At 72.8% G+C, this 13,096-nt stretch carries 13 protein-coding genes; 8 read left to right on the top strand and 5 right to left on the bottom strand.

What is annotated here, in order from left to right; all coding sequences use genetic code 11:
- The first annotated feature begins 365 nt into the window (after positions 1-365).
- The gene (locus tag ABZ860_RS32200) at positions 366-1,949 is read left to right on the top strand and encodes an ABC-F family ATP-binding cassette domain-containing protein (RefSeq protein ID WP_357227312.1); all 1,584 of its coding nucleotides are present in this window, start codon (positions 366-368) and stop codon (positions 1,947-1,949) included.
- 43 nt (positions 1,950-1,992) lie between these two features.
- A complete protein-coding gene (locus ABZ860_RS32205) occupies positions 1,993-2,958 on the top strand; it encodes a hypothetical protein (protein ID WP_357227315.1) in 966 nt (321 codons plus the stop codon).
- A 79-nt stretch (positions 2,959-3,037) separates the two neighbouring features.
- Here the strand turns inward: ABZ860_RS32205 and ABZ860_RS32210 are convergent, their stop codons facing one another.
- Entirely contained in the window at positions 3,038-3,295 is a 258-nt protein-coding gene (locus ABZ860_RS32210; RefSeq protein WP_079319226.1) for a zf-TFIIB domain-containing protein, read from the bottom strand.
- Positions 3,296-3,314: 19 nt separating this feature from the next.
- Positions 3,315-4,160: a phosphotransferase gene (locus ABZ860_RS32215; protein WP_357227319.1), complete on the bottom strand. Its 846-nt coding sequence runs from the start codon at positions 4,158-4,160 to the stop codon at positions 3,315-3,317.
- Between the two features lie 23 nt (positions 4,161-4,183).
- On the opposite strand from ABZ860_RS32215, the gene ABZ860_RS32220 reads away from it, so the two are divergent.
- Positions 4,184-5,077, top strand: coding sequence for a TIGR03619 family F420-dependent LLM class oxidoreductase (locus tag ABZ860_RS32220; protein WP_357227322.1), 894 nt, complete (start codon positions 4,184-4,186; stop codon positions 5,075-5,077).
- Positions 5,078-5,183: 106 nt separating this feature from the next.
- Here the strand turns inward: ABZ860_RS32220 and ABZ860_RS32225 are convergent, their stop codons facing one another.
- Both ABZ860_RS32225 and ABZ860_RS32230 read right to left on the bottom strand, forming a co-directional pair.
- Positions 5,184-5,504 carry a hypothetical protein gene (locus ABZ860_RS32225; protein WP_357227325.1) on the bottom strand — a complete coding sequence of 107 codons (321 nt, stop codon included), beginning with the start codon at positions 5,502-5,504 and terminating at the stop codon, positions 5,184-5,186.
- Positions 5,505-5,635: 131 nt separating this feature from the next.
- A complete protein-coding gene (locus tag ABZ860_RS32230) occupies positions 5,636-6,697 on the bottom strand; it encodes an LLM class flavin-dependent oxidoreductase (RefSeq protein WP_357227328.1) in 1,062 nt (353 codons plus the stop codon).
- An 89-nt stretch (positions 6,698-6,786) separates the two neighbouring features.
- Between ABZ860_RS32230 and ABZ860_RS32235 the strand changes: the two genes are divergently transcribed.
- Entirely contained in the window at positions 6,787-7,566 is a 780-nt protein-coding gene (locus ABZ860_RS32235) for an HAD-IIA family hydrolase (RefSeq protein WP_079319985.1), read from the top strand.
- A 41-nt stretch (positions 7,567-7,607) separates the two neighbouring features.
- On the top strand, positions 7,608-8,243 hold the full coding sequence (locus ABZ860_RS32240) for a hypothetical protein (RefSeq protein ID WP_357227331.1): 636 nt from the start codon (positions 7,608-7,610) through the stop codon (positions 8,241-8,243).
- Positions 8,244-8,252: 9 nt separating this feature from the next.
- Here ABZ860_RS32240 and ABZ860_RS32245 read toward each other — a convergent pair whose 3' ends face one another.
- Positions 8,253-9,434, bottom strand: coding sequence for a helix-turn-helix domain-containing protein (locus ABZ860_RS32245; protein ID WP_357227334.1), 1,182 nt, complete (start codon positions 9,432-9,434; stop codon positions 8,253-8,255).
- A 122-nt stretch (positions 9,435-9,556) separates the two neighbouring features.
- Here ABZ860_RS32245 and ABZ860_RS32250 point away from each other — a divergent pair, with 122 nt between their 5' ends.
- From ABZ860_RS32250 to ABZ860_RS32260, 3 genes are read left to right on the top strand one after another with little or no spacing between them, the layout of a single operon-like run.
- Positions 9,557-10,123 (top strand): urease subunit gamma, encoded by a 567-nt coding sequence (locus ABZ860_RS32250; RefSeq protein WP_357227337.1) that lies wholly within the window; start codon positions 9,557-9,559, stop codon positions 10,121-10,123.
- Positions 10,120-11,787, top strand: a complete 1,668-nt coding sequence (locus tag ABZ860_RS32255; protein ID WP_357227340.1) for an urease subunit alpha — start codon at positions 10,120-10,122, stop codon at positions 11,785-11,787. The genes ABZ860_RS32250 and ABZ860_RS32255 overlap by 4 nt, the downstream gene beginning before the upstream one ends.
- A 19-nt stretch (positions 11,788-11,806) precedes the next feature.
- Entirely contained in the window at positions 11,807-13,096 is a 1,290-nt protein-coding gene (locus ABZ860_RS32260; protein WP_357227343.1) for an MFS transporter, read from the top strand.

The raw sequence follows: 13,096 nt of genomic DNA on the forward strand, positions 1-13,096 counted from the left end.
TCACCTTACCGACAAGGTCCCGAACCCGTGGAGCGGGGTAGGTCTTTTGTCACCTCGAGGGACGGGTGAGACTACGGCCCGCCCTCGCCGGCAAGGAGGCCGCCGGATGGCGGCCCGGTGGCGGCTCCGTGCCCGGCCGATTAATTCGGTGGCATTACTTCCCCCGCCCGCGTTACGGTGACGGACGTCCTGCCGCCGCACCCTGGAGGGTCATTTGGAGCTCTGAGGTCTCGACACCGCGCCCACGGCCGCCATCGGTGGTCCGGCGCAGCGACCTCAGGCAGACCCTCGCCTCGCGGCCCGTGCCCGCGGTGTCTCCACGGTTCGTTCGCCATTTCACCCTTGGGGATACCCGGAGCCGCCTCATGTCTTATTCCATTGTCTGTACGGATCTGTCGTTTTCCTGGCCCGACGGGACGTCCGTCTTCGAGGAGCTCGACTTCGCTTTCGGCCCCGGCAGGACCGGGCTCATCGGCGTCAACGGCAGCGGCAAGTCCACCCTGCTCAAGCTGATCGCCGGAGAGCTGACGCCGACGGACGGCTCTGTGTCGGTCACGGGGCGGCTGGGCTACCTGCCGCAGAACCTCCCGCTCGGCGCGAGCCGTACGGTGGCCGACCTGCTGGGGATCACGCCCGCGCGGGAGGCGCTGCACGCCATCGAGCGGGGCGATCTGAGCGAGGCGAACTACGACGCGGTGGTCTGGGACGTCGAGGAGCGCGCCCGGGCCGAGCTCGACCGCCTCGGGCTGACGGCGGTGGACCTCGACCGGACGGTCGCGACGCTCTCGGGCGGCGAGACCGTCATGGTCGGCCTCGCCGCGCGCTTCCTCGCCGAGCCCGACGTGCTGCTGCTCGACGAGCCGACCAACAACCTCGACCTCGACGCGCGGCGGCGCCTGTACGACGCCGTCTCGTCGTGGGCGAGGACGCTGGTCGTCGTCAGCCACGACCGTGCGCTGCTCGACCTGGTGGACCAGATCGCCGACCTGCCCGCCCGCCGCACGTTCGGCGGCCCGCTCAGCGAGTATGAGGAGGTGCTCGCGGTCGAGCGGGAGGCCGCCGAGCGGATGGTCCGCGTGGCCGAGGGCGACCTGCGCCGCCAGCGTCGCGAGCTGGTCGAGGCGCAGACCAAGCTGGCGCGGCGGGTGCGCTACGGCAACAAGATGTACGAGCAGAAGCGCGAGCCGAAGATCATCATGCAGGAGCGCAAACGCCAGGCCCAGGTCGCGGCGGGCAAGCACCGCACGATGCACGAGGGGAAGGTGGCGGCCGCCCGCGAACGGCTGGCCGAGGCGGAGGAGGCGGTGCGCGACGACGCCGAGATCCGGGTGGCGCTGCCCGCCACCGAGGTGCCGGCCGGGCGCACCGTGCTCGAACTGGACGGTCTGCGCACCGCCGCCGGGCCGATCGGCGACCTGGTCGTCCGCGGCCCGGAACGGGTCGCCCTGCTGGGACCGAACGGCTCGGGCAAGACGACGCTGCTGCGCACGATCCTGGGGGAGATTCCGCCGGGTGAGGGCTCGGTCCGGCTCAACGTTCCGGTGCGCTACCTGCCGCAGCGGCTCGACGTGCTCGACGACGAGCTCAGCCTGGTCGACAACGTGCGGGCGGTCGCACCGGCGGCGTCGGTCAACGCCGTCAGGGCCGGGCTCGCCCGGTTCCTGTTCCGGGGCGCACGGGCCGAACGGCCGGCCGGCACGCTCTCGGGAGGCGAGCGCTTCCGTGCCGTGCTGGCCTCGCTGCTGCTGGCCGAGCCCGCGCCGCGGCTCCTGCTGCTGGACGAGCCGACCAACAACCTCGACCTGGCCAGCGTGCGCCAGCTCGGGCAGGCGCTGTCGGCCTACCGGGGAGCGCTCGTGGTGGTCTCCCACGACCTGCCGTTCCTGGAGTCGATCGGCATCACCCGGTGGCTCACCCTGGGCCCGGAGGGGGTGACGTCGTCGGCATGACCCCGTGTTGACAGCGTCCGCTCACCGGCTGACAGTGTTTCGCGTGATCTCCCCCCGGACCTTCTCACGCATCGTCCCGGCCGGCGCCGTGCTGGCCGCGTCCGTCACGCTCGCGGCCTGCACGGGATCGCCCGGCGGCTCGGGAAAGGCCGCCTCCGACGAGGAGACGGCGCCGTCCGCCGCCGCCTCCGCCTCCGGGCCGCCGGCGTTGACCCCGGAGGCGTACCGGAGCGCGCTCGACGCCGCCGGCCGCCCGGCCCGCACGACGCTCGCCGCCATCGCCAAGGCGCGGACCTTCCGGTCGCTGCACCAGCGCATCAGCCGGGCGGAAAGCGCCGTGGAATCCGCGTTGGACCGGCTCGGCGGCCTGCGGCCTCCCGCGGACGTCGCCCCCGAGCACGCCGACTACGTCGCGGCGCTGCGCGGCCTGGGCGGCAGGCTCGGCTCGCTGGACGAGGACGTGACGTCGCACGCCCTGTGCAGCGGGACGGCCGTGCTGGCCAGGCTCGGCCGGTCGGGCGAGTTCACGGCGCTCAAGGCGTCCGCGGGCGACCTCGCCAAGGCCGGGGACTATCCGGTGGTCCAGATCAAGCCGCCGGCCCAGCGCGCCCGCCGCCCCGGCAACGGCACGGTGCTGCTCTCGGCGATCCGCGGCGGCCGGGGCAGCCTGACCGTGAAGAACGGCGGCACGCAGGACGGGGTCGTGACCCTCGTGCGCGGCGGTCGTAAGGCGGTCAGCTTCTACGTGCGCAAGGGGTCGACCGCGAAGGTCGCGAACATCAAGGACGGCACCTACCGCGTCTATTTCACCACCGGAGTGGACTACGACAGAGGCATCCGTGCCTTCACCAGGGACTGCGGTTTCTCCAAGTTCGACGACGCGCTGAAATTCCACACCGTCTACTCCGGCTACAGCGTGAGGTGGAGCGACTGGACGCTCACCCTCGACGCCGTGTTCGGCGGGAACGCCACCACGAGCGAGGTGGACCCGGACGCCTTCCCGGCGTGACCGGACACCGCGGACGGCACGGCGGAGGCCGCGACCCGGACCCGGGCCGCGGCCTCCGTCTGAAGCCTCGGTGAAGGGGTCAGCTGGAGAACAGCATGCCGACCCAGCTGTTGCGCCGGTGGCCGTAGTGGCCTCCGTGGTGGCCGCCCCAGGCCGGCCCTCCGTGCGCCGGCGGCGGGGGAGCGTAGTGCTGCTGGGCCCACTGGGACTCCATCCGGGTCAGCGTCTCCAGCTCGCCGTAGTCCAGGAAAATCCCCCGGCAGTTGTCGCACTGCTCGATGTGGACCCCGTTGCGGTCGAACGTCCGCATCCGTCCACGGCACTTGGGGCACTCCATGTGACGAACTCTCCCTCGGTCAGGTCTCGGCCTCCGTGGCCGCGACGATCCTCCCACAGGCGGACACCAGGGCCCCGGCGGCGTCGTCGGGCGGTTCCCCCGCTCGCGCCGCCGTGGCCACCGCCGTCGCGGCCAGTTGGACGGTCAACGCCCGGGCCGGCGCGTCGAGTTCCCGCCACGGGTCGTCCGCGGAGACGGCGGTCCCGCCGGCCGCGAGGTAGGCGGTCAGGAAACGCTCCCAGTCCCGCGGGTCGAGCAGGCCGGCGGCGTACCACGCGGCCGGGCGGGCCAGGTCCCACGCGGGGTCGCCCGCGCCCAGGTCGTCGGGGTCGATCAGCAGCCACGCGCCGTCGTGCCGGACGATCTGGCCGAGGTGCCAGTCGCCGTGCGTCAGCGTGCCGCCCTCCCGGACCGGCGGCAGCGTGGCGTACGCCGCCCGGATGGGCGCCGCGACGGGGTCGGGGACGCCTGCCGCCGCCAGGTCGGCCATCGCCCGGGGTAACCGTGACGGTCCTCCGGCGGGCGGCAGCTCCGGGGGCGCCGGCCGGGAGTGCAGCAGGGCGAGCAGCCGGCCGCCCTCCTCCCACGGGGTCGTCCCCGCGTCGACGTCGGCGATGGTCAGCGGTTCGCCGGCGGGCCAGATCGTGACGAGCCTGCCGTCCAGCCGTTCGAGGCCGAGAGGGGCCAGCATGACGCCGGGCAGGTTCGCGGCGGCGTCGAGGCGGGCGCGCAGGGCGCGTTCGTCGGTGCCGGGGGGATGGGCCTTGACGACGACGTCGCCTGCCCTGACGACGAGCACGCGGGTCTGCTTGAGCACCGTCACCGGCCCGTCGCGGCGCGCCAGCCGCGCCAGTTCCTCGATCACGGAGGACACCCTAGGGTGCCGTTATGAGGATTGGGTTTTCGGTGCCGGTGTCGGGCTCGTGGGCGACGCCGGAGAATATGAGGCGGATCGCGCGCCGCGCGGACGAGCTCGGCTACCACGGGGTGTGGACGTTCCAGCGCGTGCTCTATCCCGTCGGCAACCCGATGGGGCCGGTCTACCGGAGCGTGCACGACCCCGTCGTCGCGCTCGCCTACCTGGCGGGCGTCACCGAGCGGGTACGGCTCGGGGTGGCCGTGCTCAACCTGCCCTTCGTCTCGCCGGTGCTGATGGCCAAGCAGCTCGCCTCGCTCCAGGAGGTGTCGGGCGGCAGGCTCGACGTGGGCCTGGGGCTCGGCTGGCTGCCCGAGGAGTTCGCCGCCTCCGGCGTGCCGATGGAACGGCGGGGCAGGCGCGGCGAGGAGTACGTCGGCCTGCTGCGGCGGCTGTGGACCGAGGACGTCGTCGAGCACAAGGGCGAGTTCTACGAGGTGCCGCGCTCGCACCAGGACCCCAAGCCGGCCACGCCGCCGCCGGTCATGCTCGGCGGCACGGCCCGGGTGGCGCTGGAGCGGGCCGGGCGGATCGCCGACGGCTGGATCAGTTCCAGCCGCGCCGACCTGGGCTCGATCGACCAGCAGATCGCCATCGTCAAGGATGCGGCCCGGCAGGCGGGCCGCGACCCCGACGCGCTGCGGTTCGTCGTCCGCGGCGTCACCCGTGTCCGCCCGGAGGACGAGGGCCCGCTGACCGGGTCGTACGACAAGATCCGGCGGGACGTCGAGGCGCTCGCGGCCAAGGGCGTGACCGAGGTCTTCCACGACCTCAACTTCGACCCGGAGATCGGCAACCCCGAGGCCGACCCCCGCGACTCCATGCGCCGCGCGGAGGAGGCCCTGGAAGCCCTCGCCCCCCGGTGAGTCCACCGGTGAGCCTCACGGCCTGAAGCCTTCCGCTCCGCCTCCACTCCCGGGCGTCGTCGTTATGGGCGGACGCCCGCCGGAGCGGGCGTCCGCGAGGCGAAGCTCAGGAGCAGTTCCACCTGATGCCCTGGTAGTTCAGCCCGTTGCCCCACTTGTACGTGCGGTAGTGACCAGGGCGGACGATGTAGCAGGGACTGTCGGGCCCCACGCGCCGGACGGAGAAGGAGACGGTGTAGCCGCAGTTGTTGGTCACCTTCACGGTCTGGGTGACGTAGCCGGACGAGTGGTTGACGCGGGCACAGCTCGCGGCGCTCACGGACGCCGGGGCGGCGGACGCGGCGCCGGCCTGAGCGGCGGCGGCGACGGTCAGCAGCGCCGCCGCGGACAGGGCCAGGGCGCCGTTGCGGATCCCCCGTAGGATCATGGTCATTCCTTTCCCGAACCCCGGAGGAGCCCCTCTCCTCCGGTCTTCGGTGATTTGGATGACCGGCGGGCCGCGGATGTTCGCGGTCTCCGCGATTCGTCCCGCGACCGCTTCCGCCGGAGATCGGGGGATCAGGGGATCATGCCGTACGCGCGGGCGATGAGCTCGTAGGAGCGCAGGCGCGCCGCGCCGCCGTGGACCTGCGTGGTGATCATCAGTTCGTCGGCCCCGGTGCGCTTGCGCAGCTCCTCCAGCCCGTCCCGCACGGTCTGCGGGTCGCCGTGCACCACCGTCGAGAGCCGTTCGCGGACGAACTCCCGCTCCATCGGGGTGTACGGGTACGCCTCCGCCTCCTCCGGAGTGGGCGTACGGCCGGGCCGGCCCTGGCGCAGGCGCAGCCACGACAGCGCGCCCGGCATGGTCTGGCGCAGCGCCTCCTCGTCGGTGTCGGCCGCGACGGCCGCGACCCCGATCAGCGCGTACGGCCGGTCGAGCACCTCCGAGGGCCGGAACGAGGAGCGGTAGAGGTCGAGCGCGGGCTCGGTGTTGGCGGCGCTGAAGTGGTGGGCGAAGGCGAACGGCAGCCCGAGCAGCCCGGCCAGCCTGGCGCTGAACCCGCTGGAGCCGAGCAGCCAGATCGGCGGCCGGCCCGTGGTCGCCGAGTCGGCGCCGCCGGGCACGGCCCGGATCCTCTCGTACGGATGGCCGGGCGGGAAGGAGCCGTCGAGGAAGCCCGTCAGCTCGGCCACCTGCTGGGGGAACTCGTCGGGATCCACTTCGGCCGAGCGGCGCAGCGCGTTCGCCGTGGCCATGTCGGTTCCCGGGGCGCGGCCAAGGCCGAGGTCGATGCGGCCGGGGTGCAGCGCGTGCAGCGTGCCGAACTGCTCGGCGATCACCAGTGGGGCGTGGTTGGGCAGCATCACGCCGCCGGAGCCGATCCGGATCGACCGGGTCGCCGCCGCGAGATGCGCGATGAGCACGGCCGGGGAGGAACTGGCCACTCCGGGCATTCCGTGGTGTTCGGCGACCCAGATGCGGTGGTATCCCCACTCTTCGGCCCGGCGGGCCAGTTCGGTGGCGTCGCGCAGCGCCTCGGCGGGCGTGGAGCCCTCGCCGACGGTCGCGAGCTCCAGGATCGACAGCGGCACCTCGGCCGTCCCGCGCGGCACCCCGCGAATGATGTCCTCGCTCATGCCACCCCCAACCTGAGGTCGCATCAGGATATTTCTGGACACGGTGAGGGATGTGCTTCGCCGTGCCGTCACCTGCCATGCTTGGACACATGAGCGAGCGAAAGCCCATCGAGTCGTGGCTGTCCGACATGGACGGGGTGCTGGTCCACGAGGGGCAGCCGGTGCCGGGTGCCGACGAGTTCATCAGGCGGCTGAAGGAGTCGGGGAAGCGGTTCCTGGTCCTGACGAACAACTCGATCTACACCCCCCGGGACCTGTCCGTACGGTTGCGCGCGGCCGGGCTGGAGGTGCCGCCCGAGGCGATCTGGACCTCCGCGCTGGCCACCGCCAAGTTCCTCGCCGACCAGCGGCCCGAGGGCTCGGCGTACGTGATCGGCGAGGCGGGGCTGACCACGGCCCTGCACGAGGTCGGCTACGTGCTGACCGACCTCGACCCCGACTACGTGGTGCTGGGCGAGACCCGCACCTACAGCTTCACGTCGATAACGCGGGCGATCCGGCTGATCGACAACGGCGCCCGCTTCATCGCGACCAACCCCGACCCCATCGGCCCCTCGACCGAGGGCTCGCTGCCGGCCTGCGGCGCGGTGGCCGCGATGATCACCAAGGCCACCGGGGTGGAGCCCTACTTCGTCGGCAAGCCCAACCCGATGATGATGCGCAGCGCGCTCAACCGGATCGACGCGCACAGCGAGACCACCGCGATGATCGGCGACCGCATGGACACCGACGTGGTCTGCGGCATCGAGGCCGGTCTGCACACGATCCTGGTGCTGACCGGCGTCACGCAGAAGGACCAGATCGACCGGTATCCGTTCCGGCCCACCCAGGTGGTCAACTCCGTGGCCGACCTCATCGACCTGGTCTGAACCTGACAGGTTCTGTCACGTACGGGTGCCATGCTGACGGCATGAACCATCGCGTCTACCTGGAAATCGGCCCCAAGAAGGTCTTCGCCTGCTCGATCGACTGGCCGGGCTGGTGCCGCATCGGCAGGACGGAGGAGGCCGCGCTCGACACGCTCGTGGACTACACGCCGCGCTTCCGGGTGATCGCCGAGCGGGCGGGGCTGGAGTTCGCGCCGGGGGACCCGGCGGTCGTCGAGCGGGTCAAGGGCGACAGCACGACGGACTTCGGCGCGATCTCCGCCATCCCGGGCTTCGACCGGGAGCCGGTGGACGCGCCGGAGGCCGCGCGTGCGGCCGCCCTGGCCCGGGCCGCGTGGGCGGTGCTCGCCGAGACGGCCGCGGCGTCCCCGGAGGAGCTGCGCAAGGGCCCCAGAGGCGGCGGCAGGGACAGGGACAAGATGGTCGCCCACGTCGTGGAGGCCGAGCGCGCGTACGCCCGGAAGATCGGCGTGCGGTACAAGCCCTTCACGGGCGAGGCCGATCTGACCGCCATGCGCGAGGACATCGCGCGGGTGCTCGAACGGCCCGCGGAGGCCTTTCCTCCCGGTGGTGAGGGCTGGCCCGTCCGGTACGCCGCCCGCCGCATCGTCTGGCACGTGGTCGACCACATCTGGGAGATGGAAGACCGCAGGCTCTAGGACAGGCGGCTAGGAGAGCGCGTCGGCGGCGCGCAGCGCGAGGGCGACGACGGCGGCGTCCTCGGGGACGCGCACGTCCCGGCCGGTGAGCTCGCGGAAGCGCGCGAAGCGGTGCTGCACGGTGTTGCGATGGCAGTAGAGGGCCGCGGCCGTGTCGGCGACCGAGCCCGAGCCGGCCAGATGGATTCGCACGGTCTCCAGCAGCCGCTCGCCCTCCGACCCGCCCAGGGCGGACAGCGGGCCGAGCACCTGCTGGGCGAGCTCGGCCGCCAGCTCCCGGCCGCCGGCGACGAAGACGTCCAGCCAGGCGTCCTCCAGCCGCCGTGGTCCCGCACCGGCCCGCGACGCCCCCGCGGCCGCCGAGGCGAGCCGTACGGCGCGGGGGACCTCCGACAGGCCGGGGACGACGGGGGAGACGCCGCAGCGCACCCCCGCGAGCGCGGCGAGGACCGACCGCGGCGGATCGGCTGCCCGGGCCGGCGGCTGCACGATCAGCACGTCGCCGGTCGGCGACTCGTGGCGGTAGCAGTGCACCCTGCTTCCTGCCGTGCCCGCGGCCATTCCCGACGCCGCCGCGCGCAGCGCCGCCCCCTCCCCGGGATGGGCGACCACGGCGAGGAGCGGCAGCGACGGGTCGAACCCGAGGACCCGGCCGGCGTCGCGCACCACGTCGGGGTTGCGGCCCTGGTTGTCCATGAGCCGGGTGAACCAGGCCCTGCGCTGGTCCTCCCGCTGCCGCCCCATCTCCAGCACCGCCCGCTGGTAGCCGGTCATCAGCCCGGTCACGTGCTGCTCCACCGCCTCCCAGACCAGGTGGGCCCCGGCGATCAGGCCGGGCAGCGCCTCCGGCGTCGCCCGCGCGTTCATGGCCTGCCAGAGCACCCGGGCGTCGAGCCGCGCGGCGGCCAGCAGCGACTCCAGCGGCACCCCCTGGCCGGCCCTGCGCTCTCCGACGCGCTCGGAGACCCCCGCCATGCCGGGGGCGACCGATCCCGTGGCGATGTGCCGCAGCAGCATGTCCAGCCCGGTCAGCGCCGTGCCCCGCAGTTCGTCACGGGAGACGGGCGGGTCGGGTGACCCGTAGGGGTCGACGAGCTCGACCTCGGCCAGCCACCCCTCGACGATGTCGTCGATGTCGTCGAGGCAGCGCAGCGCGAGCTCGGTCACCGGGGCCGGAGGGGGAGTGTTCACCTGCACAATCTAGCCGCCGATTTCCGCGACGGAATGCCGTTGGGCAAGCCCCTGGCCTGCGCCTACGGTTGACTCGCCCGCAAGGACGGGCCATCGAGCGGAGACGAAAGCGAGGGCGGACTGTGCACCTGACGCCTCGCGAGCAGGAGCGGCTCACCCTCTTCACGGTCGCGGAACTGGCGCGGCGGCGCCGGGCCCGGGGCAGGCGGCTCAACGCCCCGGAGGCCATCGCCCTGCTCTGCGACGAGATCCTCGAACGCGCCTGGGACGGCGCGTCCCTGGAGGAGGTCGTGGCGGCGGCGAGGTCGCTGCTCACCGCGGACGACGTGATGGAGGGCGTGCCCGACCTGGTGCCGCAGGTGCAGGTCGAGGCGCTGTTCCCCAACGGTACGGCCCTGGTCTGCGTCGACACCCCCTTCGGTGTGGGGGACGGGCGCGGCCCCGGCGCGGTGGAGACCGCCGACGGGGAGCTGTGCCTCAACCCGGGGCGCGACCGGGGGCGGCTCACCGTGCGCAACGAGGGCGAGCAGATCGTCTACGTCTCCTCGCACTTCCCGCTCGACCAGGTCAACCCCGCCCTGTCCTTCGACCGGGCGCAGGCGGAGGGCATGCGCCTGGACATCCCGGCGGGCACGGCGCTCGCCTTCCCTCCCGGAGTGGAGCGGCTCGTGGAGGTGGTGAAGGCGTGACGACCATCCCGAGGGAGACCTACGCGAGGATCTACGGCCCGACCACGGGCGACCGCGTACGGCTCGGCGACACCTGCCTGTGGATCGAGGTCGAGCGCGACGACACGCCGTACGGCGACGAGTTGCTGGGCGGGTGCGGCAAGACGCTGCGGGACGGGCTGCTGGCCTCGCCGCGCGCCGACAGGGAGTCGGCGCTCGACCTGGTCGTCACCAACGTCGTGCTGCTCGACCCGGTGCTCGGCGTGCGCAAGACGGCCATCGGCGTCAAGGACGGCCGTGTCGTCAGCATCGGTGTCGGGGATTTCGCGATCGACTCCCACACGGCGATCGTCACCGGCGAGGGCCTCATCGCGACGCCGGGCGTCATCGACTCGCACGTGCACCTGTCCTCGCCCGAGATCGCCCCGGCGGCGCTCGCCTCCGGCGTGACGACCGTCGTGGGCATGGGCCTCGGCGGCGTCTGGGACGTGGGCTGCAACCCCGCGCACAACCTGCACACGCTGATGAGCGCTTGGCGGGGCACCCCGATGAACGTCGCCTTCCTCGCCCGCGGCTCCTCCAGTTCGCCCAGGCTCCTTGAAGAGGCCGTGCTCGCCGGCGCCGGGGGCTTCAAGATCCACGAGGACTTCGGCGCGACGCCCCGGATCGTGGACACCTGCCTCGGGGTCGCCGAGCAGGCGGACCTGCCGGTCGCGCTGCACACCGACTCGATGAACGAGTCGGGCTACCTCGCCGACACGGTCGCCGCCACCCGGGGCCGCACGGTGCACGCCTACCACGTGGAGGGCGGCGGCGGCCACCCCGACCTGCTCAAGATCCTCTCCGAGCCGAACATCCTGCCGTCGTCCACGACGCCGACCATCCCCTACACCACCAACACGGTCGGCGAGCTGTTCCCGATGACGATGACCGTCCACCGGCAGAACCACCACATCGGCAGCGACGTCGAGGTGACCCGCAGCCGGATCAGGGCGCACGCCATCGCCGCCGAGAACGCGCTGCACGACCTCGGCGCCATCAGCATCGTCAACTCCGACTCGATGGGCATGGGACGGGTCGCGGAGACGATCCGCAGGACCTGGCAGCTCGCCCACCTGCAGGCGCTGCGCACGGGGGCGACGCAGCCGGACACCGCGCAGCCGGACAACGCGCGGGTCCTGCGTTATCTGGCCAAGCTCACACTCAACCCCGCCGTCGCCCACGGGATCGCGCACGAGGTCGGCACGCTCCAGCCGGGGCGGCTGGCCGACATCGTGCTGTGGAACCCGGCGTGGTTCGGCACCAAGCCCGAGCTCGTGATCAAGGCCGGCTTCGTCGCCTGGGGCGTGTCCGGCAGCGGCTCGGGCTCGACCCGGCTGACCCAGCCCCGCGTCTACCGCCCGTACTTCGGCGGGCTCGGCGACGCGCCGGCCCGCCTGTCGCGGATCTTCGTCGCCCACGAGGCGCTGGACTCCGCGGACGCCCGTGAGGCGCTGCCCGCGGGCCTGCGTTACGCGGCCATCCGCCGCGCGCGCGGCCTGACCAGGGCCGACATGTGCCGCAACACGGCGACGCCGCGGGTCAAGGTGTCACGGGAGCCCGGTCCCGTCCTGGTGGACGGGACCGAGGTCCACGTGGACCCCGCCACCGAGGTGCCGCTTTCCCGACTGCATCACTTCGCCTAGTCCCCCTGGTGATACGCAATTGAGTACGAGCAAGGCCCGCGGCGCGGGCATCGCCTCCTTCGTCGGCACCTCCATCGAGTGGTACGACTTCTACATCTACGGCACGGCCTCGGCGCTGGTGTTCAGCAAGCTGTTCTTCCCCGAGGCCAGCCCCACGGCGGGCGTCATGGCGTCCTTCGCCACGTTCTGGGTCGGGTTCCTGGCCCGCCCGCTCGGCGGTGTGATCTTCGGACACCTCGGCGACCGCATCGGCCGCAAGGGCACGCTCATCACCACGCTGCTCCTCATGGGCGGCGCGACGACCTTGGTGGGCGTGCTGCCCACGTACGCGTCCGTCGGCATGGCCGCGCCCGCGCTGCTGGCCGCGCTGCGCCTGGTGCAGGGCATCGCGGTGGGCGGCGAGTGGGGCGGCGCCGTGCTGATCGCCGCCGAGCACGCCGGTCCCAAGCGCATCTTCTACGCGGCGTTCGCCCAGCAGGGCTCGCCCGCGGGCTCGATCCTCGCCACCGGGATGTTCGCGCTGGTCAGCCTGCTGCCCGACGACGCGTTCCTGTCGTACGGCTGGCGCATCCCGTTCCTCGCCTCCGCCGTCCTGCTCGTGATCGGGCTCGTCATCCGGCTGCGGGTCGAGGAGTCGCCGGAGTTCGTGCGGATGCGCGAGCAGCGGGAGGTCGCCAAGCTCCCCGTCGCCGAGGTGTTCCGCACGGCCTGGCCGCTGGTGCTGCTCGGCATCGGGGCGAGCGGCGTCGGCATCGCGTCGGCGTACTTCACCAACACCTTCATCCTGTCGTGGGCCACCACCGACCTCGGCATCGCGAAGGGCACGATGCTGAACGTGCTGCTCGTCGTGGCGGTCGTGCAGTTCGTCACGCAGCCCGTGGGGGCCGTGCTCGGCCAGCGCTGGGGAGCCGCGAAGTTCATGCTGGCGGCGTTCACCGTGCTGATCGTCATGACGCCGGTGACGTTCCTGCTGGTCGGCACCGGCTCCGCGCCGCTGGCCACGCTGGGCCTCGCCCTGAGCATCGTGTTCGGCGGCGCGTCGTACGCGGCGCTGGCGGGCTTCCTCGCCGAGGCGTTCCCGGCGAGGGTGCGCTACACCGGCATCTCGCTGTCCTACCAGTTGTGCGGCGCGCTGATCGGCGGCACCACCCCGCTCATCGCCCAGGCGCTGCTGACCTGGTCGGGATCGATCTGGCTCGTCGTGGCGCAGTACATCGTGATCATCCTGCTGACGATGGCGTGCGTCGCCGGCCTGCGGCGCCGCTCCGCCGCCGCGGCGAAGGCCCGCACCGTCGCCACGGCCGCCTGA

Source organism: Microbispora sp. NPDC046973 (assembly GCF_040644495.1).
Taxonomy (GTDB): domain Bacteria; phylum Actinomycetota; class Actinomycetes; order Streptosporangiales; family Streptosporangiaceae; genus Microbispora.